Below are 24,048 nucleotides of genomic sequence, written 5' to 3' on the forward strand. Positions count from 1 at the left end.
CCCCGACTACCAATCTCAAAACGGCAGACTCTCGTTATGAACGAGGGACGATCGGGGGGCAGGTCAGGTTTGAGGAAGCCGTCGGCAAACTCTGCTTACGGGATGACACCAGTTTCCGGAAGAAGGGCGCATCACCCTATTGCAGTTCGAGCACAGCACCTGCTTTTTAATTTCGTGGATCTCCTCCAAATCGGTGTTGTGCCTGACATTCTTGATCTGCACGGATCGCGGCATTACCTCGTCAGCACTGGCCATGACGACGATGGATCAAAACTCCGCTCTATTGGTGACGTACAAAGTGCCAATGGACATAACACAAGCTTCGGCTTCGATCTTGTCGCACAGTTGGAGGGAAAGGGTGCATACGACCTAGAACCAAATTCTGGCAAGCCTCAGCGCGGCTCATGTGCGGACGAAGCCTCTTAGTCATGCTGTTGATCTCCGTGGCTCGGATAGCAACTGACCGACAGTTGTCATCCGGATCGTCGCGCGAAATGACCACTTACGGTGCTTGTTCGAACATGGACGCGGTGACGCGCCATACTCCACGTAGTCCCGTCGCCGTCCGAACTGTGGACGGCCATGATATGTCTGCGTGAAGGCGAGCCCGCTGCGAACGCCGATGGTTGCTCCGCAGTCTGGAGGCCCGCATGCAGACACCGAGACCCAAATCCCTCCATGAAAACAGTTGCCGCAAGATGCGTTGACCCCGTTTGCTCGCAAAAAAGGCTCTCGGCAAAAGCTCGAAGTCGGTTAATCCGTGCTACGCGCCCATTGCCGCAACACAAGGAGCACGTGAGGTGAGGAGCCGGCGCCTGCGCATCGCTGTTTGGCCTGCGTTGACAGCTCCCTGAGCCTGAACCACAGTCTTTTCCGGATCGAACCAGACCGTGATTGCCGTCAATACAGCCCGTCGATCTCGACCGGAAGACGCTGGACGGGTTTCGGCGCCAGCAGCAGGCTTCCTTGATGCGGGGGGACTGCCTCGATTGCGCGCAGGCGCTGAAACCGGCTGCCGGCGATGGTCTGGGCGTCACCCCTTGTCCGCAAGATGGTCGGGCGCAGGAAAACGAACAGCGTCTGGCGGCGCGCGGACTCCTGGCGCGACCGGAACAGTCCGCCCACCACGGGAATGCGGCTGAGGCCCGGCACATCGGTCTGGGTCGACTGCCGGTCGTCCGAGATCAAGCCGCCCAGCACGATGGTGCCGCCATTGTCGGCCAGCACGGTGGTCTTGATACTGCGGGTGTTGGTGATCAGATCGGCGGCGCCCTGCACGGTCGACTGCGCAAGCGACGATGCCTCCTGTTCGATGTCCAGCTGCACCACATCGCCTTGATTGACGCGCGGAATGACCCGCATGGTGATGCCCACGTCCCGGCGTTCGATCGTGTTCTGTGTCGATCCTTCGCTGGTGAAGGACCCGGTGCGGAACGGTACGTTTTGCCCTACGACGATCTCGGCGGGTTGGTTGTCCAGCGTGGTGATCGACGGGTTCGAGAGAAGATTGGCCTTGGTTGACGATCCAAGCGCCTGCAGAAGGATGCCGAACTCATCCTCGTTCGACGGACCGATGGAGAGGCCCTGAGGCGAAACGCTTCCTGCGACGCGCGTGCCCAGCAATGTCAGGATATTGCGCAAGGTCGGCCCGCCCGGCGAAAAGGATGTCGCCGCGAACCCGGCGGGCGGCGCGGCGGCGCCGAACCCCAACTGCACACCCAAGGCCTCGGCGATATCGCCCGACACTTCGACGATGGCGGCCTCGATCAGGACCTGGGGCCGACGCTGGTCCAACTGTCCGATCAGGGCAGCCAGATCGGCCTGTACCTCGGCACGGGCGCGCACGACAATGGCGTTGGAATCCACCACCGCCTGGATCGAAATATCCTCGGCTTGGAGGAACGCCACCGGCGGCGCCGTGGCCAGTTGCCCCAATGTGGCATCGACGACCTCACCCGAGAAGAAATCGGGATCTGGCAGCGCCTCCGCGATGGGATTGGTCGCGATCCCCCCGGAACCGACCAACCCTTGCAACACCTCGGCCATGGATTCCGCGTCGGCAAAGCGCAGGCTGTAGACCCGCGTGACGGGCAGGACCGAAGGGACGGACGGACCAGGCACGTCCAGGTCGGCCACGATGTCGCGGGCGACCTCGATCGTCCTGGAATCGGTGTTCAGAAGGATCGTGTTCGACCGCGCATCGACGGTCACACGCGGTATCAGGGCATTACCCGCCGCCCCCTCGACGGCCGATCCCAATGCGCCCTGCAATGCGGCGCCGACCTCCTGTGCGTCGGCGTTGCGGATGCGGATCGAATAGACCTCCTGCCCGTCATCGACATCCAGCGCACGGACGATATTCTCAATCCGGCGGACATTTTCGGCGGTGTCGGTGACGACCAGCGTGTTGGTATCCACGATCGCCTCGATATAGCCGAAGCTGGCGACAAGCGGGCGCAGTGCCGCAACGGCGGTCGCGGCCGGGAAGTTGCGCAGCGGCACCAGTTCGGTGATCACGTCCAGCCGCCCCGGATTGGGCGTTTCCTGCGGTGTCGTCCCGCCCTCGCGGATGGCGGCCTGCGGAACGATGCGCCACAGATCCCCCGCAGGCAGCGCCGCGAATCCCTGCACGGACAAAACCGACTGAAACAGGTCCCACACCCCCGCCGCCGTCAGCGGAGTGGTCGAGATCACTGTCACCACCCCGGTGACATTGGGGTCCAGCACCAGGGTGCGGCTGGTAATTTCAGACACCTGTTCGGACAATGACCGGATGTCGGCGTCGCGAAGGTTGATGACAAAGGTCGGGCCGGTATCGGGCAGGACCTGATCGTCCGACCCGATTGCAGGAAGGGGGACGTATGCCTGGGGTGACAGGCTTTCGACCGGCGTCGCGTCCGATGGACCGGGGGCAGCAGGCACCTCTGGCGGAGGCAGGACCGTTTCTTCGATGATTGCCGGTTCGCCTGCAGCCGGGGCGGGCGTGTCCGCCACCTGGGCAACAGCCTGGCCCGCAAGGCCCAGCCCCAACCACAGAACCCCAAGGGCAAATCGACCCGTCACCCCCGTCATCCGAGAGAGAGCGCGCGGACGATCACCCGTCCGCCGCACCGCATATCGACATCAACACGGCCCGATGCAGCAAGCTGATCGTGAAATTGCCGGTCAGCTTTCATGGCCCCCACCTGACTGCCCTTCGTCGATTTGATCATGTCATGCAGATGCATGCCAGCCTGCAAGATCATGGGAACGACATCGGATGGCGGCGCGGCTTTCCGGTCATCCCGAACGCCGGTCGCATTGGCCTGCATCGTGGACAGGTAAGACCCGATCACCTCTCTGGCCGCATTGGATGGATCGGTCGGCGCAGCCTCCGTCACGTCCTCGAACGCGGGGTTGGCGGTTGCCGGGGCGGTCGCTCTGACGGGAAACAACAAGGTCTGCGGCCCTCCGTCGACGCGCAGCACGATGCGATCGGGATTGATTTCAACCGCGTCGATATTGCCCCGCATCTGCGCACCAATCGGATAGCTGGCCACCGAACCATCCCCGCCCGCGATGATCGCCCGCGATGCCGATGCCAATGTGCCGATGACGACACCCAGCAGCGTCAGGCCCAGGCTGGCTTCGTTGCTGGATGTCGGAGCCGGGACTGTCAGGATGTCGCCGCCGAAGGGCGCAAAGCCGATCAGGGGCGCCAGATCGGCGCGCGGCACAGTGTCTGCCTCGGGCACGGCTGATATCGGTTGGCCATTCTGGCCGCTCAGGCGACCGACGGCCAAGGTCGCGGAACCGCCAAGGCTGATCGCCGTTGCCGCCGCCAGCATCCAGACCCCTGCCCTTGTCGCCCAGGCGGGCATGTCACCATCGATGCGGGTCTTGCCCGTCATGGTTCCGGCCTCCGCACCACAAAGCCGGTCAATCTGGCGTAAACGATTCCGTCTGCCCGATCGGATGTCACCAGATCGACCTGTTCAAGACCGGGGTCGCTGGTCGGGCTGCGTGTGTCCGTGACGGACAGCGCAATGCCCAGCATCGGCGCGGCGTCGGCATCGGGCTTCGCCCCCACCAACAGTTCGGCCAGATGATTTTCGGCCACCCATTGTGCGGCGGCGCGCGTCTCCAGCGCCGCGATGGTGCGGATATGCGCATCGGTGGCGCTCAGCAGGGCCATGGCGGACATCGCCAGGATCGCCAGCGCGACAAGCGTCTCGATCAGGGTGAAACCGGCATCGGGCGCGCGCGTCATGATGGCGCCCCTGCTGTGGCCAGCGCCGTGAACCCGTCAAAGCCCACGGCCCAGGGCACGCCCGTTCCGGCGAGCAGGATCTGCCGGAACGGGCCGCTTCCGCTTGCGGTGATCAGGACCGCAGCGTCACCATCGGCAAGGCCCATCCGCAACGGCGGGCGGATGTCGTGGCGGGCGGCCAATGCCGGAACCGGGGGCGGTCCCCATTCGTCACCGGTCGCCTGCCATTGCTGAAAGGAATATCCGCCCGCGTCCCAGACCATCCGCAGGGCCAGTCCCGAAACCAGCGCCTCGTCCACGGCCAGCGACAGCTGACGCGACAGGCGTACCGCCTCGGACTGCGCACGGGCGGTGCGGTCGGCACCGTTCAGACCCATGACCGTGGCACCGGCGGCAATGCCCACCACGACCAGCACCACCATCACCTCGATCAGGGTCACGCCCGCCTGACGATCACGCAGGGGCCTGCCGGGATGGTGGGCTGTCGTCATTGGCCCGCACCCGCGGTTGCGACGCCCGGACCGTGACGGATATCGGCATCCACGCCCTCGCCCCCTGGCACGCCGTCGGCCCCCAGGGACAGGATCTCGTAAGGGCCCGTTTCCGCGGGTGATCGATATTCATAGGGGTTGCCCCACGGATCGACGGGAACGACAGGCAGGTAACCGCCCGTGGCCCAGTTCGCCGGCGACGGTGCCTGAACGGGTGGCGACGCCAGTGCCGACAGCCCCTGTGCCGTGGTGGGATAGCTCCGGTTGTCCAATCGGTACATCTCGAGGCTGGAGGAAATGGTCCGCATGTCAGCTCCGGCCACGGTGACCCGCGCTTCGTCCGGACGACCGATGACCTGGGGCACGACCAAGGCGGCCACGACGCTGATGATGACCAGCACGACCATCATCTCGATCAAAGTCACGCCGCTGTCGGCGAGGCGGATCTTGCGGGAGCACCAAGGCGTCAGAGGCATGGTTCGGCCTGCTATGCGGATCTGGTGGGCGCGGCCTCATATCCCTTGAAACCGTGCGTCGTTTGGCATCTTATCATCAAGCATAAGGCAATCGCGCATCATAGCAAGCGAACTGGCAACAGATGAATGCGACGTTCTCTGCAGCAGCCCTGCCCGACCATGACGTGGCCAGCCCCCTGATCGCCACCCGGCCCGGTGCCGCGCCAAACGGCGTGACGTTTCTGCCCTCCGAAGACGTGCTTCTGCTGTCGGTTGCCCTGCCCGCCATGTCCGCCGCGCAGCGCCGGACGGCGATCGGTTTTGCGGTCGAGGATGATCTGGCCCAACCCTTGGATCAGGTTCATGTCGTCCTGGGCCCGCAGATGGCCAACGGACGTTGGCTGGTCGCGGTGGTCGCCCGCCAGGTGCTGACCCAAGCGACCGTGCCGCAAGGACACAGGCTGCTGCCCGATGTCGTGCGCCTGCCCATCCCCGATACCGGCTGGGCGGTCCAAAGCCAGAACGGGCGCGTGCTGGTGCGTCTTGCCGACGGGACAGGCCTTGCGACCGATCCGGCCAACGCGGCCATGTTATGGGCGAATTCGGGGTCGCCGCCATTGCGTTCCTTTGGCGGTGCGTTGCCCGACGGAATGGCGATCGCCGAAACGATGCCCCTGCCCGACGCCCTCGATCCCGACCTGGCGCGGTTTGACCTGATGACCGCGACCGGGCAGGCGGGGGGCGTCCATGTTCCGCGCAGGCTGCGTCTGGCCCTCGGCGTCCTTGCCGTATTTCTGCTGGGCCATCTGCTGATCGCCGCCGCGGACGTGCTCGCCCTGACCCGCATCCAAAGCGCGCGCGAGGATGATCTGCGTGCCGCTCTGACCGCCGCGGGGCAGCCGGTAGGCGCAGATCTGGCGGCCAGCCTGTCGCAGGCCCTGAGCGCCTTGGGGGCCGCACCAAAGACGGGGTTTCTGGATCTGGCACCCGAGGTCTTTGCCGCGATGGCCGATCATGCGGGACAGGTCACATTGTCCGATCTGAGCTACGCGCAGGACACCATCACGATGACGCTGGAGGCCCCTGACCTTGCCACCCTGCAACAGATCGAGGTCGACCTGCAGACTGCGGGCCTGTCCGTCCAGGCGGGGGCAGCCACCACCCGCGAGGGCGCGGCCGAGGTTCAGATGACAGTTTCGCGGGGTGCGCCATGACCGGGTCGATCGCTGACTGGCTGATGGAACGGACGCCGCGCGAACGCTGGTTGCTGGGCATGGGCGCGGCGATGGTCCTGGTCTGGGTCGCCATCACGCTGATCTGGCAGCCGGTCCAGTCGCGCCGTCAGGATGCCCGTCAGCAGATCGCGTTTTACGACCGCGCGCTGGCTGCGTTGCAATCGAGCGACGCGCCTGCAGCGCCGGTGGATGCCCGCGCGCTTAACGCCATCGTGACCGAGGCCGCAGCGAGTTTCGACCTGACGATCCGCCGTCTGGAGCCCGCGGGCGAACGCATCCGCGTCACACTGGACGACGCGGCCTTCCAGACGCTGGTCCTGTGGCTGGAGGCGATGGACCGCGACAGCGGCCTGCGCGCCACCGAACTGGACCTGTCCCGCCGCCCCGCCCCAGGCACCGTCAATGCGATCATGGTGCTGGAACAATGACGGTGGACATGCGCCTGCCCTATGCTTTTGCCCGCCAGCACGGGGTTCTGCTGGAACAGGGCGCCGATGGCCCGGTCTGCGTCATCCGCCCCGCAGCCCCCCTTACCGCCGTGGCCGAGGTGCGTCGTCTGTCCGGCCCCGCCCTTCGTCTTGCCCCCGTCACGCAGGCTGATTTCGATGCACGGCTGGCGCAGGCCTATCGCGACAACGCGTCGGACGCATCGGATGCGGCGGGCGACGACGACGATCTGGCGTCGCTGGCCGATACGGCGGCGGTCGTGGACGACCTGCTGGACCAATCTGGCGACGCACCCGTCGTGCGCCTGATCAATGCCCTTCTGCTGGAGGCAATCCGCGAAAACGCATCCGACATTCACATCGAAAAGCAGGAGAAACGCCTTGTCGTGCGGTTCCGCATCGACGGCATCCTGCGCCACATGGTCGAACCCAAACGCGCGCTGGCACCCCTGCTGGTCAGCCGCATCAAGGTGATGGCCCGGCTGGACATCGCCGAAAAACGCCTGCCGCAGGATGGGCGCGTCTCGCTGCGCGTGGGCGGCCACGAGGTCGATGTCCGCGTCTCGACCATTCCGTCGCAATATGGCGAACGGGTGGTAATGCGCCTCTTGGATCGCGACCAGACCCGCCTGGGGCTGGATCGGTTAGGCATGAGCCCGCGCGACGCGGCCATCTTTGCCCGCCTTCTGGCGCGTCCCGACGGCATGTTGCTGGTCACGGGACCGACCGGGTCGGGCAAGACCACCTCGCTCTACGCGGCGCTGGATCACCTGAACGACCGCACCCGAAACATCATGACGGTCGAGGACCCGATCGAATATTCCGTGGATGGGATCGGCCAGATGCAGGTCAGCGACCGCACCAGCCTGACATTCGCCCGCGGGCTGCGGGCCATCCTGCGCCAGGACCCCGACGTGATCATGGTGGGCGAGATCCGCGACCGCGAAACCGCCCAGATCGCGGTCGAATCCGCCATGACCGGACATCTGGTCCTGTCGACCCTGCATACCAACACCGCAATCGGCGCCGTGTCGCGGCTGATCGACATGGGCGTCGAACGCTTCCTGCTGGCGCCGATCCTGATCGGCGTCGTGGCCCAAAGGCTGGTCCGGCGCCTGTGCCCCGAATGCCGCCGCCCCGGGCCCGCAACCCATGACGATGCCGCGCTGGTCGACGGGCTGATCCCGGGCGAGACGGTGTTCCGCGCGGCAGGCTGTGCCGCCTGCCATGATCTGGGCTATCGCGGGCGGGCCGGCATTTATGAGGTGATCGCGATCAACCAGGATCTGGAAGCGCTGATCCATCAAGGTGCGTCCGAATCCGACCTGACCGAGGCCGCGCGCCGCGACGGACCTGCCTTGGTGGCCGACGGGTTGCGTCAGATCCGCGCCGGGATCACCACTGTCGAGGATGTCGCCCGCGTCGTGCAGAAGGTCTGAGGCCATGGCCGCGTTCCGATACAAGGCCATCGACACCGCAGGCAGACCGCAAACCGGCATGTTCGAGGCCACGACCGCAGCCGCGGCGCGTCAGGGGCTGCGCAGGTTGGGCCTGCTGCCGCTGGAGGTCGAGGGGGTGGTGCCCGTCAAAGCCGGATCGGACCGGGGCGGACGCAGCTTCGCACACCGACGCAACCGGGGCACACGCATCCCCCTGTCGGCGCTGACACTGATTACCCGGCAAATGTCCACCCTGCTGGGCGCGGGCCTTCGGGTCGAGGATGCGCTGTCGGCCATTGCTGCGGGCCAACCGCCCAAGGTCGCGGGCGTCCTGCTGACGGTGCGCGGCGCGGTCCTGGAGGGGCAGTCATTCGGAGAGGCGTTGGCGGGCTATCCGCAGGTCTTTTCGGACTTCTACCGCGCCTCGGTCGGAGCCGGTGAACAGTCGGGTCGGCTGGATCAGGTCATGGCCCATCTGGCGAATTTCGTCGAAAACCACGCCCGCAACCGCCAGACGGTTCAACTGGCGCTTTTGTATCCTGCCCTGCTGGCCCTTGTCAGTCTGGCCATCATCACGCTGCTGATGGCCTTTGTGGTCCCCGACATCATGCGCGTCTTCAGCGCGCGGGGGGCGGACCTGCCCTTTCTGACGCGGGCGCTGATCGCGGTGTCGGACTGGGTGCGCGCCTATGGGCTGATTGCGGCGGGGGTGACGGGGGCGGCGGCCTTCGGGTTCCGACGCTGGCTGGCGATGGGGCGGAACCGCCTGCGCTGGCACCGGGTTCTGGCCACCCACCGCCCCACCGCCCGCGTCGTGCAGCGGATGAACGCATCGCAGTTCGCCGGCACGCTGGCCACGCTGGTTCAAAGCCGCGTGCCGCTGATCGAGGCATTGGCCGCCGCCTCTGACGTCACGCCCAACCGCTTCGTGCGCAGCCGGGTCGAGGAAGCCACCGAAAAGGTTCGGCAGGGCACCAGCCTGAAACGTGCCATGGCGGAGGCCGGCATCTTTCCCCCCATGCTGATCGCGATGGTCACCAGCGGCGAGGCGGGCGGTCACCTAGGCGACGCCCTGGAACGGGCCGCGACCGATCAGCAGCGCGATCTGGATGCCTGGATACGGGCGCTGGTGGCGCTGGTCGAACCGGCGATACTGCTGGTCATGGGCGGCTTCGTGATGATCATGGTGCTGGCGATCCTGCTGCCAATCGTGTCGATGAACAGCCTTGCCGGCGTCTGACGCCCAGCTGCCGCATGCCCTGCAGCAGATCGGCCACCCCCGGATCACCCGTCCTGATACCCCCATCCTGCCGAAAGGCAGGGTTGACGGATGGTAGGTCAGCCGCGCTTTCATGGATCAGACAGGACCGACGTGCAGCGCGATGATTCCAAGGAGAAACACCGATGACGACAGAGCAACCGTCCCCAGCCGCGATTTCCCGCAGGTCCATGTGTCGATCGCTTCTGGCATCCTGGGCGCTTCCGCTGGCCATGCCGCTGGCGGCCTGCGGCGGCGGGGCGATGACATCCATCGGACCCGGCGTGGGGGGGCGGGATGCGGCGCTGCTGCTGCCCCTGTCGGGATCGCTGTCCGCCGTCGGCCAGAATATGGGTCGGGCCGCGTCGCTGGTGACACAGGGACTGGATCCCTCGGGCGCACCCGCGGTCTTTGACACGGCCGATACGCCCGTTGGCGCCGCCGAGGCCGCGCGCAGGGCGCTGGCCGGGGGCGCGCGGATGCTGATGGGACCGCTGCGGGGCGATCAGACGCCTGCCGTCCTGGCGGTCGCGGGCAATGTGCCGGTTGTGACGTTTTCCAACGACGATAGGCTCAGCGAGCAAGGCGCATTCGTCATGGGCATCACACCCGCACAGTCGGTTTCGACGATGTTCAGCTATGCCCGCGCGCAGGGGATCACACGAATTGCACTGGTCGCGCGCGATACGCCTCTTGGCGTGGCTTCTGCCGCATCCGCGATGGGCATAGCGCGGGGCGGCGGCATTACGTTGACGGCGACGCTGCTGCGCGACCCCGAACAGCCCGGACTTGTCGCGGCGATCCAAGGCGCCAGCGGCGGCGTCCTGCCGCAGGCGGTGTTCCTGCCCGATGGCGGCGCGACCCTGACGGCATTCGGTCGACAACTGCATGGCAGCGGCATGCAGGTGCTGGGTTCGGTTCAATGGGGCGTGTCCGATTCAGCGACTGACCCGAACCTTGTAGGGGCCTGGTTTGCCGCAGCGCCGCCTAACCTGTTCCAGCCCTTCGCGGACCAGTTCCAGGCGGCCTTTGGCGAGGCGCCGGGCGTCATCGCGGCCTTGGGCTATGATGCGGCCCTGATCTCCGTGGGCATGGGCAATGCGGGCGAATTGAACCGCAAGGGCCTGCTGCGTCGGGCGGGATTCACCGGAGTCCTCGGCAACTTCCGCTTTGCCGAAGATGGTCGCTGCCAGCGCGATCTGACCGTGCTGGGCATAGCCCAAGGCGGCATCGAGGCCCTAGGCGAGGTGACCGGCACCTGATGCCCCCTGTCCAGCGATCTTCCACGGCGGGGGTCACGCTGGTCGAAGTGCTGGTGGCGCTGGTGCTGTTCGCGCTGATCAGCGGGGCGGGATTCGGCATCCTGGATCAGATCCTGCGCACCCAGACCCGGACCGAGGGACGGCTGGACCGTCTGGGCCAGATCCAACGCGGCATGTACCTGTTGTCCACCGATTTCGGGCAGGCGCGGTCCGGCACCCTGTCCTGGGGGACGGGCGAGGAAGGGGTATTTCTGTCCGTGACACGCAGCGCCCCCGAAACCGACGCGGGCTGGATCACGCTGACCTATCAACTGCAGGACGGCATGGTGTGGCGCGATGTCGCCTCGGCCAGCGGCGATCCGGTGGCGCGCCAGCCTTTGTTCGACGATGTCGCGGCGATCGCGTGGCAATTCTATGATCCGGGCGTGGGCTGGATCGAAGAATGGCCCCCTGCGGACGCGGCCCGGGATCCGTCGCAGCGCCCGCTCAATCCGGTGGCGGTGGCAGCCATGATCACCCTGACCGAAGACCGGCAATTGCGCCGCGTCGCCACATTGCCCTCCGAGCCGCGCTGATGGCGGCCCGCGGCCCGCAGGATGGCGTGGTGCTGATCAACGTGCTGGTCATGCTGGCCCTGGCATCGTCGGTGCTCTATGCGATGATCAGCCTGTCGGACCTGTCGATCGCCCGCAGCCAGCGGTTCAGCGAGGCAGGACAGGCACAGGCCCTGATCGCGGCGGGCGAGGCCAGCCTGATCGCGGCCCTGACCCGCGACATGGCCCAGGACCCACAGACCGACAACTTGTCCGAACCCTGGGCGCAGATCGCCCAGGAACCCATCGCCATTGCACAGGGCAACTTTGCGTTGACCATTCAGGATGCACAATCGCGCATCAACCTGAACAGCAACGCGATACGCGGCGCGTTTGGGGCGCAGGTGCTGGACCGGGTGGGCCAGGCGCTGACCCTGCCGCCCGACGTGGCGGCACGGATCATCGCCCGGCTGGCACAACAGCAGCCCCTGGACCGGCTTGAGGACCTGATCTTTCAGGTCGGGCTTACCGCGCAGGAAGTGGACCAGCTGTCGGAGTTTCTGACCGTCCTGCCCCGTTCGACCGACGTAAACCTCAATACCGCATCGCCGGGGGTCATCGGCGCGCTGGCTGAAGACCCGGACCAGGCCGCATCGCTTGTCGCGATACGCGACCGCAACGGATTGCTGACGGCCGAGGATGTGACGGATGCACAGCAGGTCCTGCTGCCGGGGACGGGCTTTACCTCGTCATGGTTCCGGGTGACGGTGACCGTGCAGGTGGGCCGAACCGTTCAGCAATCGATCGCGCTGATCCAGCGCACGGCGGAACCCGGTGAACGACCCGGCGTCGCCGTAGTCGCCCGCGAGACACCGTTCAGGGGGGGCTTTTGAACTGGCCACGGGTCACATATGGCTGCGAACCAAGCGCGGTGCATCGTCGCGATCATGGACCGGACGTGGCGTGACAATACCCATGTCCGGCATCCCTTGCCATCTGAAGACAGGCGTCCCCCACGGCTGCCCGGCACGGCGCCGTCAAAGAAACCTGGGCCATGGCCGCTTTTGCAGCCAAGACGCGCTTGGACGCCACCGGAAAGGCGCTGCCACGCTTTGACTGAGACAGCAAAAATAACCAGCGCGTGTTACCCAAGGCTTTTGCCAATTCACGGGCCGGGATAGCGTCGCTTATGCTCATCTCGTTTTGCCTCGCGGCGACGCTGCTTGCCATCGCCGTCACCGATATCCGCGTCAGGCGCATCCCCGATATCCTGAGCCTGCCGCTGATCATGGGGGGGCTGGCGCTGGCGGCATGGGACGTTCATTCGGGCGCGCCGCTCCAGGTGCTGGGGAACCGGGCCATCGGGGCTGCATCGGGCTATCTGATTTTCGCAACAATCGGCGGTGTCTTTTTCAGGCTGCGAGGCCAAGAGGGATTGGGCCTGGGGGATGCAAAGCTGCTTGCGGCGGCGGGCGCATGGCTGGGATGGCAAATGCTGCCCGTGCTGGTGCTGATTGCGGCGCTTGGCGGCCTGACGCAGGTGGCGGTTCAGACCCTTCTGTCGCGAAAGACCGATGGGACGCTGGCCTTTGGCCCATGGCTGGTCGCCAGCTTTTTCCTTTTGTGGGTCATTGGCGGGTGACGGTCTGAGACGGGTTACCTGACGCCCAAGGGCCGCCAGTTGCGACAAGATCATCAGTGAGAATGCGTGGCGTGCCCATGGCCATCCGCATGTCCGTCATGGTCGTGATGCGAAGGGCCTGCGTGATCGTCGCCCGACACCTCTTGTGGCTGACCCAGCAGGTCCGTCTGGGCCGAAAGATAATGGATCAGGTCGTCCACATCCGTGTCATTCAGCTGAAGGTTCGGCATGCGGACAACCGGAAAGGCCGTGTCGAGCGCGACCGCCACCTCGTCATTGCGGGCAAGCATCCGGTCCGGGGCCATCAGGTATTCCTTCAGCCATGCCGGATCCCTGCGCAATGTCACCCCCGAGAGATCCGGCCCGACACGGATGCCTTCGCCAATGGTGTGACATGCCGCGCAGCCGCTGAAGAACAGGCCCTCTCCGCGGGTGTTGTCGATGATCAGCGCTTCCTGCGTGGTGGCGAATTCCGCGCGTGGACGCGACCATTCCGGATCCAGGGACAGGATCTCTTCGGTCAGGACGACAAGGCTGCCCATCAGGGACGCCCGGCGCCATTCACCGGTCGCGGCATTGCCGATGACCATGTCGGTGCGATGCTGCGCCAGGCTTTCGCTGCGCTCTCCCATCTTGAAGCGAACGACGTCCACATTGTCCCTGCTGCCCGTCAGGAACATCCAACCTTCCGGAGCCTCAAAGGCATCGGCAAACTCCTTCAGCCGTGGCGGCGTGTCCGTTTCGGGGTCAAGCGAGATCGAATAGAAGAAGATGTCCTTGCCGATCCTCTCGCTCAGCCAATCAACCACCTGGGCCATCCGCGCCGTCGCCAGCCCGCAGATATCCGGACAATCGATATAGACGAAGTTCACCACCACGATCTTGTCGCGCAGCAAATCGTCCCAGAAGCGAACCGACTTGCCATCCTGGTTCACCAGTTCGACATTCGGAAAATAGGACCCGTCCCACTGCGCATTCGCGGCCCCGGTCGTCACGACGGACAATGCCGAAGCGGCAACCAGCCCCAGAAGACAGGAACGAATCCGCTTTCCTTGGTCCCACCAGGAACGACGTGCATCGGGCATGACTTGCTCCTTCCAGACTGCGGGTGGCAGAGGGATCATTCATGGTGGTTTTCAGCGCCGGATACCCGTTCGACCGCTTGCGCGCGACAGGGACCCCGCCGCGCCGGCCAGTCCGGAAGTGCGATGCCGGAACTAGATCCGGCCTTTGGGGAATGGCCTGAACGATCTGGCGAACGGGTTGCCCTCGGGCAGGATTTCCGGCGTGACATAGGTGACCCCGTTGGGCGACGGGCTGGGTGTCGGGATAACCGACCGATGGGTCTCGGAAACCTTGTCGTTCTTTTGATCCGTCAGGATGTCATAGCGCATCAGCATGGCCCAATCCTCATGGACGGTATTGTGGCAATGCGTGACATAGGCCCCGCCGAACTCTCCGAACCTCACCTGTATCTTCAGCTTGCCGTTCACGCCAAGCCGCCAGACATCCTTGCGCGAATTCCGTTCCAGGGCTGTCAGCGCTCTACTGCCCCGGCTGATGGTTCGACCTTCTTCGAAGTGAAGATGCATCGGATGGTCCCACCCGCCGCCGCCATTGATGATGGTCCAATGCTCGACCTCTCCTGGGCGTGGGATCAGCATGGAAATCCGGTTGGCATTCAGGAAATGGTTCGATTCACCGTTGATCTTCAGGGTATAGCCGAAGCTTTCCTTCTCGCCGCAATCGGGGAAACATTCGCCGGTCAGTTCATCGGCCAGGCCATCGGCGCCCTTGAATTCTATGACCCGCTCGCGCACCGGCTGTTCGATCGGAATGACATCCGTCAGTTTCCCGGGAACGACGCTGCGGTCGATGTCGGATGCCCTGTGTACCTTGCCGGGTGCGTCCACGCTTTCCACCTCGCCCACGACGCGGAACTGCATGACGTCGCCGACAGCCGGGTCGCTCGAATTCCCACGAAGCGTATCACGAAGACTGACCTGTCCCTTGGCGCGGTTGCCGTCTTCATGCTCCAGCATGTTGATCAGACGCAACCTGCTGGTGATCGGGAACATCGAGAAATCGACGATCACGTCGAACCGCTCTCCGACGCTCTGCCAGTCAAGCGACGTGACGGTGACCGGTTCGGGAAAGAAGTTTCCATCCGTTGCAATCACGGTCATCGGGACCAGACTTCCCGCGCCGTTGACCAAGGCGAACTTCCAGAACCGAGACATGCTGCCGGCCAGAATCCTGAAGCGGTACTTGCGGGGCAGAACTTCGAAGAACGGCTTGTAGGTGAAATTGACCAGAACCTGATCGGCGATGAAACCGGTCGTATTGAAAATATCGAACTGGTACTGACCATCCTGATCCAGCGCGGCATCTGATACGATCAGGTTGACGTCGAAATCGATATTGCCCCAATCCAGCTCCGAACCGCTTGGCAGTCTCAGGTTGACACCGTCCTGGATGGTTTCGTTGCCGCGATCCGGCCCGCTATAGTAGTTCAGGGCGCCGATGTGACCCTTGTACACGTTTTCGGCGGTATAGAAGAAGCGGTGGTCATGAAACCACATCGATCCCTGCAGTTCCCGGTAATCGCCGGCCACATTCACAAGCCCACCATTGCCGTCAGGACCTGACGCGCTGTTATGCGCCGCCGAGGTGTTGATCATGTCCGCCCGGGCCAGACAGGTGGTCCAATGATAATCGTAGAACTGTCCGGGATAATGATGCGCATTCGACGCCCCGTCACTTCCCGAGGCATTATGCCCATTGTGATTGTGGGTCGCCTGACTGTTCGATCCAAATCCGCCGTTTTCATACGGGTTTTCCGGAAGCATATTATAGTTTCTCATGATAGCGGGTTCGCCATAGCGCATCTTAATCAACGGCGGTGGCATTGTGGATTTCCCCGTCCGCCCTTCTCCGAATGACCAAATCTTGTTATCTTCCTGTTCGGGGAAATTGTCATGGAACGAGATATTGCTCTCGATGGGTGCCAAAGACATTATATAGGCGATTTTGGGAAGGAATTCATTCCACCGCTGATGCGCGAAATATTCACCGGGTGGACGTCCATCCTGAGGCCCGTGATCGTTCCACGGATTGGTGAACAATTGGCCTCGGCTTTCGGTGAACTCCGTATGATAGGACAGTCGACGGGCCGGCAACTCACCGCCCGACGGGAAATCCAGAACGGTTTCCCGGTTTTCAAGCCGCGGCGTCAGGGGCAGAGGCGTCTGAAGATTAAGACGCCGCAACGGTTGAGTAAAGGGCTTGGCCCCGAAAAGAGGACTTCTGGGAATTCCCGTGGGCAAGGTTGCAGCATACGCACTGGGGGCATAGGGACTTAGACCGTTGATGCAAGCCAAGGCACCCCCGGTGGTGAATATACCCCATTTGACCAGCTCTCTTCGGGTCACTTGGCCAGTCGAAAGGGCTTGGACGATCTCCAACCTGTTCCGCCGAGCGGCTTCAGCTTCGCGGATTCTAGCGCGGGATACACCTTTGGGCAGAAAAAACATAATCACCCCTGACATACTGACGTGCCATGCAGAGCCACTTGCGCAGCATCCGCTAACTCATAGAATATTAACATTTTATTAGTTATGGCGCCAGAAATTTCCCGGTTTAACAACATCGGTCAATCTGAAAATTTCTGGTTAACTGGCGCAGAGGCTGTATCCAATAATGTAAAATAGCCGTAAGTCTTCGTATAGATTTGATAATAATGTAAATTGCCGATTTTCTCGGCACCAATCTTCGAAGTCGAATACATCTTTGAGTTGTTTTAATGTTCAATAATCCGGACAAACCAGCCTGCTTTTGAGGCGTGATTTCAGGGTAACCTTGTTAAAATTTACGACCTGCCCCAGCCAATGCCAGAAAAATTGCGTCAGGGACAGACAACGGCCGCGGCAGGTTCGCGGAAACAGGGTGCGAGCCGCTCGTCGAACGCCCACTGCGCATCTTTTTGCGAATCGGTCGACCCAGGATGGCGGGTCGAATTTGCGTGTTCCGCTGGCCTCAGGCCCATCGATTGGTCGTCCCTCATCCCCAAAGGTCCGCCAATTCAGTTGTAGCCCGCCGCCATGGTCAGGCGTATCAATGGTCGGATCGGTGATGGCTTTCACAGCTGTGAGGATCAGGACCAAGGAAAAGCCGGTTATTTTTCCCAGACAGCCTGACAACGGCGCAGGATGTGACACGACCCGTATCTTGCAGGGATGACGCGACATGGAACTGAAGGGTCAGTTTGATTGGATCGTCTGGGCGGCGGCTGCCGGGGTCGTTCTGTCGCTTGGCATGCATGCCAACACCGTGGCTGGTTCCTTGTCCGACATGAACCAAGAGCCGCGCGCCGTTCAGACAGACGATGCGACGGCAGACCCGCGAATTGCCATCGACAGTCTTGTCGGCTGGATGCCGTTCGGACAGGCCGATGAAGCCCTTCCGACGGTTGCCGCGACGCCCGCGGATATTCGCCTGAAGCTGCTTGGCATCGTATTGACCCGTTCACCATCGCGATCCAGTGCCTTCATTGCCGTCGGAACGCAGCCACCGCGCAGGTTCTTTGTCGGCGATGAAATTGCAGAGGATCGACGGCTGGTCGAGATTTTTGATGACCACATCATGCTACGCTCGGACGGCGAAACCGAGATCCTGTCGCTGACCGAAGACGACCCTCTGGTCTTGCCGCGCTCTGACGGCGCATCGCAAGCTGTCGGTGCAAATGGCGATCTGGATGCCCTGCGCAATCTGATTTTCGATCAAGCGAACACGCAAGTTGATGCCACCTCGGGCGCATCATCCTCCGATCGGTGAGCTGGCTTCAGCCTGATCAAGCGCATGGCCCGCAGCATGCTGAATGACTGACCCAGGCCGCGTTTCAAAATCGGGTCCCTGCACGGATGATGATCGCGGAACGCAGGGCTGATTTCGACAACCATCATCGTTACACACCCCTCTCCCTTGCGAATGTCCTGAACGGACAAAGGAAGACAAGCCCGGTATTTTCAGGCAAGCAGGTCGATTTTCAAACCCCGACGCAGCTCACGCTCCACCGAGACCCGGCGAATGTCGCAAAATTGGTGGGGCCGGAGCCTTGGCGCGACTTGGGCGATCTTTCTGCAAAATAGGTTGCGATCTGGGTGATGCCATTCGATCGCCAAATGCATCAGCGCGGCACGCTCTCCGCTTCCGCGTTTTCCCGCCCGCCAAAGGACCAGATGTTGCCTTAGATACTCCCTGCCCTGCCCGTCAAGACTGGGAATCAGCGGGTTTCGTAAAATTTGTCGGCGCCGCGGCAGGACAGGCAGGCGGGTACATCCTGCGTTCCGTTCTGCGCCAGCATGCCGGCCGCTTCGCGATCGCCGCCAGCCATTCATCCTGGGACGGTTCGATCTGGGCGATGGCATGGGCCATGATACCACTGACCCGCTGCCCGCTGCCCGGACCGATAGGCGTCTAGGTTCATCTGGATGTAATCGGGCTCAAGAATGTCTAGCCGGGGGCACGGCTTGTGCCTTGGGCACCGTGGCACCTCGCGCAAGCACCTTCGGGGGCCGGGTCGGTCATCGCCAGATAATCGGGTGCGGTCATGCCGCGGTCGATGGCGGTGGGGAAGGCGACCACCACCCAGGCCACGTCGGGGCGAGAGGGTGCCGGCCATGCGGGGATCCCGGACATCTTGCCGCCTTCTTGGACGATCCAGTTCATCTGCCCGGATCGCCAGTCGGCCTCGGCCTCTGCGATATGGGGCGACCGGGGAACTATCGACGCGATGGTCGCATCGGCCTCTGCCGCGGGGCGGGCATGGCACATGCGGAAGGCGCTGTCATATTGGCGGGCGCCCAGTTCGATCAGCGCAGGGTCGTCCAGATCCTGCGGCACGGCGGTCGCCGAAGGGGCGCGCAGTTCGACCGCGTTTTCAAAGGTGGTGTGCAGAACCCAGTTCGTGATCGCCCAATGTCCGTTCTGTGCCGAGGTGTTGCAGAGACCCAGCAACACAACGGCTGCCCCGGCCAGCGCCTGCCCGGCATCCCCCGTCGCCGCGCCGCGAAGGCATCCTGCCCAAACGAAAATATCCCCGCCGGAAGAAAGCTGGCTTGCTTCAGCGCGAAACCCATCGGCAGCCGATAGGCAAGCCCCTGCGCCGCAGGCAGATGCCAGGCCCAGACCAGAAGGAATTCCAGCGCTGCCGCAATCAGCGGCGAGATGGCAAACCACCGGCCAAGCGCGGAAAAGCCCATGACTGACAGCGGCGCCGCCAACGCGACCAGCACCATGTGCAGCGGAAAACGCGGTGCCACATCCTTCAGCGGCAGCAACCAGATCGCCGCAAGCAACAGGACCCCGCCATATGCGCAAAGGGACCGGACCATCATCGGCAGCTCTCGATGAACAGGGCCGGCACCGCGACATAGACGACGCCCACGAACGAGATGATCGACAAAAGGAAGGCCGCGTGGCCCAGGAGGCGGGCAGGCCTTTCGACATGGTCGTCGTGGTCATGCGGCGCGCATTGGCAATAGGAATGCCAGCCCTGCCAGCCGATCACCAGCAGCGCCAACAGCGTCAGCCCCAGGATCGACAGCCGCAGAAAGGTGACGCCGTCCTGCGTACCGACCTTAGCACACCAGACAGCCGCGCCCGAATAGCAGAACAGGAAATGGAAGGCCCAGACCGTGGGGGCCAGCGCGATGCGGAACAGGCTGCCCGTGGCGCTGCGGAATCCATCTTGGTCCTGCCACGGGCTGATGCCAGTCATCCGATCCTCTTTCATAGCAGCCTCGGCGCAAGACCGATGACGGTGGCCGTGACCAGCACCGTCAGGACATGAAAGTGCCAATAGAGAGAGACGTTCCACAGATCGGCATCATGATCGCGGTCGATCTTGCCAAAAGATCGTGCCGGATAGGCAATATGACTGCATCAGCACGCCGACCAGCACATGCGCCGCCGTCCAGATTACCAGCGCGCAGATGATCGCGGGATAGACACGGCTGGACGGCGACAGATCCAGCACCGAGAGAGCGATCAGCCCGCCTCCGTCTAAGGCCGCCACGGGGGCGGCGGTCAGCGCCGCGCGGGTGGCCAAGTTCCTGGCGCTTTGGTTCAGGCTGCACGCAGCCTGGGTCAGCCCCCAGGCCAGCAAGGCCCCACCACCACGATCGGCAAATGCACCCCCGCGCCGATGATGATTCAATTGGCATGACGCCGGGCGAAATGCCCGCGATCAACTTGGGTAAAATACAGGAACAGCCCGTTCAGGCCCAGCCACAGGGCCACAGCGTCCCCCAGCATCACCAGAAAGTGCAGGTAAACCTGCGCTGGATCCTTGCCTCCGGGTGCCAGCGCCGATTGTCGCCCCGCGCAGCCGCCCAGAAGCAGGATGCCCGGCAGCGGCAATATCCGGGTGGCGCAGGTGGTAAATTTGCGGCTGATCGGCATGACGGGCCCATGATGCCCTGCCCCTGCCGATCCCGCGAATGCGACGGGCTTGCAAACCCTCTCTGCGGCCGGGGCATCCGGAATCGCGCTGATCCGCATGATCATCCGGCGGTGGCCCCCGCCATCCTGCCGGGTCATCGTCAGCGGCGCTCATCGACACGGCTAGCCAGATTACAAGGTGGCAGACCCTGCCGCCCCGCCCCGAATTGACGACGCTTGTGCCGATAAATCCGGCAGATCGGTGACAGGGTTCCCTTGCCGCATGGTTTTGCCTTGCCGGAACCGCTGGCCCATGGGAACGGTCCCGTGGGGGACCCATGTCGAAAAAGCTTCTGATCCTTGTTGTCGAACAGGACCATGTCCGGGCGCAGTCCATCGCGGACGGGCTGAGAGAGGCTGGCGATCACGATATCCGCATCATCGCCGAACAGACCGCGCTTGCGCGGCGGGTGGCGGAGATCAGGCCCGATGTCGTCCTGATCGACATCGCCAATCCCTCCCGCGACATCCTAGAGGAGCTTGCGCTGGCGTCGGGACCGGCGGAACGCCCTGTCGCCATGTTTGTCGACCGCTCGGACGAGGGGCTGACCCGGCTGGCGATCGAGGCGGGAATTTCGGCCTATGTCGTGGACGGGTTGCGCGCCGACCGCCTGAAACCGGTCATCGACGCCGCCATCGTCCGGTTTCACATGCTGCAGCAGCTGCGGGCCGAACTGGCGGCGACACGGGCGGCCTTGGAAGAACGCAAGATCGTCGATCAGGCCAAGGCGGTGCTGATGAAAGCACGCGGTATCGGCGAAGACGAAGCCTATGCCCTTCTGCGAAAGACCGCGATGGACCAGGGCAAGCGCATCGGCGAGATCGCGCAGCATCTCATCACCGCGGCAGGATTGCTGGGACGATGATCGCGCTGCGCCTTGGATACATCCCGCTGATCGATGCGGCGCCGTTGATCGTCGCGCACGAGTTGGGCTTTGCCGCCGAGGAAGGGTTGCAACTGCACCTGATCCGCCTGGGTGCCTGGGCGCAAAGCCGCGATATGCTGGGTGCCGGGCTGATCGACGCCGCGCATATGCTGGTGCCGATGCCCGTCGGTCAGGCCTTGGGCCTGGGTCCCGACCTGCTGGCACTGGACCTGGTGATGTTCCTGTCCCATGGCGGCCAGGCCGTCGCCGTCAGCCGAGAGCTGGAGCGTCGGATGCGCGCCGATGGGCATGGTTTCGACTTTGCCGATGCCCGCCGGGCCGGGCTGGCATTGCGCCGCGCGGTCCGGGGGCCATTGCGGGTCGGCGTGCCCTTCATGTTCTCGACCCAAGTGGAGCTGATCCACCGCTGGCTGTCCGCCTGCGGGTTCACCCCGACGGATCTGCAGATCAAGACCGTCCCGCCGCCGATGATGGCCGATGCCTTGGCCGCAAACGACATCGACGCCTTCTGCGTGGGCGAGCCTTGGGCCTCGTTCGCGGTGGAACGCGGCATCGCGGCCCTGCTGCTGCCCGGCACGGCAATCTGGGCGGCGCCGCCCGAAAAGGGACTGGTCCTGCGCCATGACGACGCCGAAAGCCGCCCCGAACAGACCGGCGCGCTGATGCGGGCCCTGTGGCGTGCCGGGCGGTGGCTGGACGACCCCGACCATCGCGGCACGGCGGCCGAAATCATCTCCAGGCCCTGTTATCTGGACCTGCCTTCGGAACTGGCCGAACGGGGTTTGACGGGACGGCTGCTGATTTCTCCGGGCGGGCAGACGCGCGACGTTCCGGAGTTTCTGGCCTTCAACGCCGGGGCTGCCAGTTTTCCGTGGAAAAGCCTGGCCGCCCTTTTTGCCGACGGCATCGCGCGCCGGCACGGGCTTGATCCCGGTCCGGCGAAGCAGGCCGCCATGGCACGGTTCCGGACCGATCTGTACCGTCAGCACCTGCGCCCTGCCGGTGCGGCCCTGCCCGGCGCCTCGCTGCGGGTCGAGGGGGGCATCACGCGCGACCGCATCGTTCCCGCCGAGCGGGGCCAGATGATTCTGCGCGCCGACGGCTTCTTCGACGGCTTCGTCTTCGACCCGTCCGCCCCCGATCCGTCGACAAACTGATCGCCAATCGGGCAGTCGCGACACCATTCGCTGATTTGACGGGCGCAGGCCCGGTTTTCCGGACTCTGTCGCCTGTTGTCCCTGCACGACGCTTGCGCGCAGCGCCCTGACTGGCGATCGTCATGACATGGGCCGGGCGCAATGGCGCGCCAGATGCCTGCTCGCAACGATGCGGCACGATTTCCGCGAGGACGCGGACCTCAGACAGCTTGACTGCATGGACAGCCGCCCGCACTCGCGGGTGCCCCCTCCGTGCCGTCCGATCAACGCCAGTCATCGGAGTATCCCATGTCCCCCATCCCGCAGCAGGCCTCGGGCCGCGCGCTTGGCCTCTCCACCTTCGCCTTCACCGTCTGTTTCGCCGTATGGACGATCTTTTCCATCATCGGCATCCAGATCGCCCAGCAGTTGAACCTGACCGACACGCAGTTCGGGTTCCTGGTCGGCCTGCCGATCCTGTCGGGATCGCTGACGCGGATCGCCCTGGGCATCGCCACCGACCGCTTGGGTGGTCGCTTGGTCTATACGCTGACGATGCTGACCGCCGCTTTGGCCACCCTCGCACTCAGCTGGGCCACAACCTATCCGCAGATGCTGGTCGCGGCGCTTGGCGTCGGTGTCGCGGGCGGGTCTTTCGCGGTCGGCGTCGCCTATGTGTCGCGCTTTTACGCGGATGCGCGGCAGGGAACGGCGCTTGGCATCTTCGGGGTCGGCAATGTCGGGGCCGCCGTCACCAAATTCACGGCGCCCTTCGTCATGGTCGCGTTGGGCTGGCAGACGACGGCGCAAATCTGGGCGCTGGCACTGGCCATCACGGCGATCCTTTTCTGGGTCTTCAGCCAGGATGATCCGGTCACCGTCGCCCGTCGCAGCGGCGCCGCGCCGCAGCGCAGCCTGCGGGCCGAGTTCGCGCCGCTGAGAAATCGCCAGGTCTGGCGCTTTTCGGCCTATTACTTCTTCAGCTTCGGCGCCTTCGTCGCCCTGGCCCTGTGGCTGCCCCACTATCTGATCGGCGTCTATGGCCTGGACGTGAAGACCGCCGGCATGGTCGGCGCGGCCTATTCGATCCCCGCTTCGGTGTTCCGGGCCTATGGTGGCGTGCTGTCGGACCGGATCGGCGCGCGCAAGGTGCTTTATGCGACCTTCGCCGTGTCGCTGGCCGCGACCGCCATGCTGTCGGCCAGCGTCCCCTTGCCCGTCTTTCTGGTGGTGATCTTCGTCCTTGGCTTCGTGATGAGCTTGGGGAAGGCCGCCGTCTACAAGCACATCCCCACCTATTACCCGCAAAACGTCGGTGCGGTCGGCGGGTTGGTCGGCATGATCGGCGGCTTGGGCGGCTTTGTCCTGCCGCTTGTCTTCGGTGCGCTGAAAGACGCCACCGGACAATGGACCAGCTGCTTCATGGTCCTCTTTGTCCTGGTCGCCGCATGCGCCGTCTGGATGCATGCCTCGATCCGCCGGAAGACCCGCCCCGCCACGCTGCAAGCCGCCTGA

At 64.1% G+C, this 24,048-nt stretch carries 24 protein-coding genes; 13 read left to right on the plus strand and 11 right to left on the minus strand.

Annotated elements, in window-relative coordinates; translation table 11 throughout:
• Positions 1–900 precede the first annotated feature (900 nt).
• The 5 genes from gspD to gspG form a co-directional block, all read right to left on the minus strand.
• Complete coding sequence (gene gspD / locus DKT70_RS00010) at positions 901–3,063, minus strand: type II secretion system secretin GspD (protein ID WP_233490347.1); 2,163 nt, start codon at positions 3,061–3,063, stop codon at positions 901–903.
• 5 nt (positions 3,064–3,068) lie between these two features.
• On the minus strand, positions 3,069–3,716 hold the full coding sequence (locus DKT70_RS00015) for a type II secretion system protein N (RefSeq protein WP_158529893.1): 648 nt from the start codon (positions 3,714–3,716) through the stop codon (positions 3,069–3,071).
• Positions 3,717–3,886: 170 nt separating this feature from the next.
• On the minus strand, positions 3,887–4,249 hold the full coding sequence (gene gspI / locus DKT70_RS00020; RefSeq protein ID WP_111557253.1) for a type II secretion system minor pseudopilin GspI: 363 nt from the start codon (positions 4,247–4,249) through the stop codon (positions 3,887–3,889).
• Positions 4,246–4,740, minus strand: a complete 495-nt coding sequence (locus tag DKT70_RS00025; RefSeq protein WP_111557254.1) for a prepilin-type N-terminal cleavage/methylation domain-containing protein — start codon at positions 4,738–4,740, stop codon at positions 4,246–4,248. Before DKT70_RS00025 ends, gspI begins: the two co-directional genes overlap by 4 nt.
• Positions 4,737–5,216: a type II secretion system major pseudopilin GspG gene (gene gspG, locus DKT70_RS00030; RefSeq protein WP_111557255.1), complete on the minus strand. Its 480-nt coding sequence runs from the start codon at positions 5,214–5,216 to the stop codon at positions 4,737–4,739. The genes DKT70_RS00025 and gspG overlap by 4 nt, the downstream gene beginning before the upstream one ends.
• 122 nt (positions 5,217–5,338) lie before the next feature.
• Here gspG and gspL point away from each other — a divergent pair, with 122 nt between their 5' ends.
• The 8 genes from gspL (at position 5,339) to DKT70_RS00070 (ending at position 13,010) form a co-directional block, all read left to right on the plus strand.
• Positions 5,339–6,409 (plus strand): type II secretion system protein GspL, encoded by a 1,071-nt coding sequence (gene gspL, locus DKT70_RS00035; RefSeq protein ID WP_111557256.1) that lies wholly within the window; start codon positions 5,339–5,341, stop codon positions 6,407–6,409.
• Positions 6,406–6,858 carry a type II secretion system protein GspM gene (gspM, locus tag DKT70_RS00040; protein ID WP_111557257.1) on the plus strand — a complete coding sequence of 151 codons (453 nt, stop codon included), beginning with the start codon at positions 6,406–6,408 and terminating at the stop codon, positions 6,856–6,858. The genes gspL and gspM overlap by 4 nt, the downstream gene beginning before the upstream one ends.
• On the plus strand, positions 6,855–8,315 hold the full coding sequence (gene gspE, locus DKT70_RS00045; RefSeq protein WP_111557258.1) for a type II secretion system ATPase GspE: 1,461 nt from the start codon (positions 6,855–6,857) through the stop codon (positions 8,313–8,315). The genes gspM and gspE overlap by 4 nt, the downstream gene beginning before the upstream one ends.
• A gap of 4 nt (positions 8,316–8,319) precedes the next feature.
• Entirely contained in the window at positions 8,320–9,555 is a 1,236-nt protein-coding gene (locus DKT70_RS00050) for a type II secretion system F family protein (protein WP_111557259.1), read from the plus strand.
• A gap of 209 nt (positions 9,556–9,764) precedes the next feature.
• Positions 9,765–10,835, plus strand: a complete 1,071-nt coding sequence (locus DKT70_RS00055) for a penicillin-binding protein activator (RefSeq protein WP_111557260.1) — start codon at positions 9,765–9,767, stop codon at positions 10,833–10,835.
• Positions 10,835–11,410 (plus strand): type II secretion system protein GspJ, encoded by a 576-nt coding sequence (locus DKT70_RS00060; RefSeq protein WP_111557846.1) that lies wholly within the window; start codon positions 10,835–10,837, stop codon positions 11,408–11,410. The genes DKT70_RS00055 and DKT70_RS00060 overlap by 1 nt, the downstream gene beginning before the upstream one ends.
• Positions 11,410–12,261, plus strand: a complete 852-nt coding sequence (locus DKT70_RS00065) for a type II secretion system minor pseudopilin (RefSeq protein WP_158529895.1) — start codon at positions 11,410–11,412, stop codon at positions 12,259–12,261. The genes DKT70_RS00060 and DKT70_RS00065 overlap by 1 nt, the downstream gene beginning before the upstream one ends.
• A gap of 296 nt (positions 12,262–12,557) precedes the next feature.
• Positions 12,558–13,010: a prepilin peptidase gene (locus DKT70_RS00070; RefSeq protein WP_111557262.1), complete on the plus strand. Its 453-nt coding sequence runs from the start codon at positions 12,558–12,560 to the stop codon at positions 13,008–13,010.
• A 53-nt stretch (positions 13,011–13,063) separates the two neighbouring features.
• Here the strand turns inward: DKT70_RS00070 and DKT70_RS00075 are convergent, their stop codons facing one another.
• Both DKT70_RS00075 and DKT70_RS00080 read right to left on the minus strand, forming a co-directional pair.
• The gene (locus DKT70_RS00075; protein WP_158529897.1) at positions 13,064–14,095 is read right to left on the minus strand and encodes an SCO family protein; all 1,032 of its coding nucleotides are present in this window, start codon (positions 14,093–14,095) and stop codon (positions 13,064–13,066) included.
• Between the two features lie 132 nt (positions 14,096–14,227).
• The gene (locus DKT70_RS00080) at positions 14,228–16,543 is read right to left on the minus strand and encodes a multicopper oxidase family protein (protein WP_111557264.1); all 2,316 of its coding nucleotides are present in this window, start codon (positions 16,541–16,543) and stop codon (positions 14,228–14,230) included.
• A gap of 712 nt (positions 16,544–17,255) precedes the next feature.
• Between DKT70_RS00080 and DKT70_RS00085 the strand changes: the two genes are divergently transcribed.
• Complete coding sequence (locus DKT70_RS00085) at positions 17,256–17,843, plus strand: type II secretion system protein N (protein WP_111557265.1); 588 nt, start codon at positions 17,256–17,258, stop codon at positions 17,841–17,843.
• Positions 17,844–17,932: 89 nt separating this feature from the next.
• Complete coding sequence (locus DKT70_RS17715; protein ID WP_146612573.1) at positions 17,933–18,157, plus strand: hypothetical protein; 225 nt, start codon at positions 17,933–17,935, stop codon at positions 18,155–18,157.
• Positions 18,158–18,521: 364 nt separating this feature from the next.
• Here the strand turns inward: DKT70_RS17715 and DKT70_RS00090 are convergent, their stop codons facing one another.
• The 4 genes from DKT70_RS00090 to DKT70_RS17720 all read right to left on the minus strand — a co-directional run bounded on the left by DKT70_RS00090 (position 18,522) and on the right by DKT70_RS17720 (position 20,471).
• Positions 18,522–19,025 carry a hypothetical protein gene (locus DKT70_RS00090; protein WP_111557266.1) on the minus strand — a complete coding sequence of 168 codons (504 nt, stop codon included), beginning with the start codon at positions 19,023–19,025 and terminating at the stop codon, positions 18,522–18,524.
• A gap of 376 nt (positions 19,026–19,401) precedes the next feature.
• Positions 19,402–19,788, minus strand: coding sequence for a hypothetical protein (locus DKT70_RS00095; RefSeq protein WP_111557267.1), 387 nt, complete (start codon positions 19,786–19,788; stop codon positions 19,402–19,404).
• A gap of 108 nt (positions 19,789–19,896) precedes the next feature.
• On the minus strand, positions 19,897–20,118 hold the full coding sequence (locus DKT70_RS00100) for a hypothetical protein (RefSeq protein WP_158529899.1): 222 nt from the start codon (positions 20,116–20,118) through the stop codon (positions 19,897–19,899).
• 104 nt (positions 20,119–20,222) lie between these two features.
• Positions 20,223–20,471 (minus strand): hypothetical protein, encoded by a 249-nt coding sequence (locus DKT70_RS17720; RefSeq protein WP_146612575.1) that lies wholly within the window; start codon positions 20,469–20,471, stop codon positions 20,223–20,225.
• Positions 20,472–20,788: 317 nt separating this feature from the next.
• Here DKT70_RS17720 and DKT70_RS00110 point away from each other — a divergent pair, with 317 nt between their 5' ends.
• The 3 genes from DKT70_RS00110 to DKT70_RS00120 all read left to right on the plus strand — a co-directional run bounded on the left by DKT70_RS00110 (position 20,789) and on the right by DKT70_RS00120 (position 24,048).
• The gene (locus tag DKT70_RS00110) at positions 20,789–21,376 is read left to right on the plus strand and encodes an ANTAR domain-containing response regulator (RefSeq protein WP_072297820.1); all 588 of its coding nucleotides are present in this window, start codon (positions 20,789–20,791) and stop codon (positions 21,374–21,376) included.
• Entirely contained in the window at positions 21,373–22,554 is a 1,182-nt protein-coding gene (locus DKT70_RS00115) for an ABC transporter substrate-binding protein (RefSeq protein WP_111557270.1), read from the plus strand. The genes DKT70_RS00110 and DKT70_RS00115 overlap by 4 nt, the downstream gene beginning before the upstream one ends.
• 288 nt (positions 22,555–22,842) lie before the next feature.
• Positions 22,843–24,048, plus strand: coding sequence for an MFS transporter (locus tag DKT70_RS00120; protein ID WP_111557271.1), 1,206 nt, complete (start codon positions 22,843–22,845; stop codon positions 24,046–24,048).

It is taken from the genome of Paracoccus sediminilitoris, from assembly GCF_003259195.1.
Lineage (GTDB): Bacteria > Pseudomonadota > Alphaproteobacteria > Rhodobacterales > Rhodobacteraceae > Paracoccus > Paracoccus sediminilitoris.

Excerpts from the sequence above, each read along its gene's own strand:
- DKT70_RS00050 (WP_111557259.1), top strand. The coding sequence starts at position 8,320 with ATGGCCGCGTTCCGATACAAGGCCATCGACACCGCAGGCAGACCGCAA.
- DKT70_RS00085 (WP_111557265.1), top strand. The coding sequence starts at position 17,256 with ATGGAACTGAAGGGTCAGTTTGATTGGATCGTCTGGGCGGCGGCTGCC.
- DKT70_RS00025 (WP_111557254.1), bottom strand. The coding sequence starts at position 4,740 with ATGACGACAGCCCACCATCCCGGCAGGCCCCTGCGTGATCGTCAGGCG.
- DKT70_RS00115 (WP_111557270.1), top strand. The coding sequence starts at position 21,373 with ATGATCGCGCTGCGCCTTGGATACATCCCGCTGATCGATGCGGCGCCG.
- gspM (WP_111557257.1), top strand. The coding sequence starts at position 6,406 with ATGACCGGGTCGATCGCTGACTGGCTGATGGAACGGACGCCGCGCGAA.
- DKT70_RS00120 (WP_111557271.1), top strand. The coding sequence starts at position 22,843 with ATGTCCCCCATCCCGCAGCAGGCCTCGGGCCGCGCGCTTGGCCTCTCC.
- DKT70_RS00070 (WP_111557262.1), top strand. The coding sequence starts at position 12,558 with ATGCTCATCTCGTTTTGCCTCGCGGCGACGCTGCTTGCCATCGCCGTC.
- gspE (WP_111557258.1), top strand. The coding sequence starts at position 6,855 with ATGACGGTGGACATGCGCCTGCCCTATGCTTTTGCCCGCCAGCACGGG.
- DKT70_RS00080 (WP_111557264.1), bottom strand. The coding sequence starts at position 16,543 with ATGTTTTTTCTGCCCAAAGGTGTATCCCGCGCTAGAATCCGCGAAGCT.
- DKT70_RS00065 (WP_158529895.1), top strand. The coding sequence starts at position 11,410 with ATGGCGGCCCGCGGCCCGCAGGATGGCGTGGTGCTGATCAACGTGCTG.
- gspI (WP_111557253.1), bottom strand. The coding sequence starts at position 4,249 with ATGACGCGCGCGCCCGATGCCGGTTTCACCCTGATCGAGACGCTTGTC.
- DKT70_RS00095 (WP_111557267.1), bottom strand. The coding sequence starts at position 19,788 with ATGACTGGCATCAGCCCGTGGCAGGACCAAGATGGATTCCGCAGCGCC.
- DKT70_RS17715 (WP_146612573.1), top strand. The coding sequence starts at position 17,933 with ATGATCGCGGAACGCAGGGCTGATTTCGACAACCATCATCGTTACACA.
- DKT70_RS00075 (WP_158529897.1), bottom strand. The coding sequence starts at position 14,095 with ATGCCCGATGCACGTCGTTCCTGGTGGGACCAAGGAAAGCGGATTCGT.
- DKT70_RS00055 (WP_111557260.1), top strand. The coding sequence starts at position 9,765 with ATGTGTCGATCGCTTCTGGCATCCTGGGCGCTTCCGCTGGCCATGCCG.
- gspG (WP_111557255.1), bottom strand. The coding sequence starts at position 5,216 with ATGCCTCTGACGCCTTGGTGCTCCCGCAAGATCCGCCTCGCCGACAGC.
- DKT70_RS17720 (WP_146612575.1), bottom strand. The coding sequence starts at position 20,471 with ATGCCGATCAGCCGCAAATTTACCACCTGCGCCACCCGGATATTGCCG.
- DKT70_RS00060 (WP_111557846.1), top strand. The coding sequence starts at position 10,835 with ATGCCCCCTGTCCAGCGATCTTCCACGGCGGGGGTCACGCTGGTCGAA.
- DKT70_RS00110 (WP_072297820.1), top strand. The coding sequence starts at position 20,789 with ATGTCGAAAAAGCTTCTGATCCTTGTTGTCGAACAGGACCATGTCCGG.
- gspL (WP_111557256.1), top strand. The coding sequence starts at position 5,339 with ATGAATGCGACGTTCTCTGCAGCAGCCCTGCCCGACCATGACGTGGCC.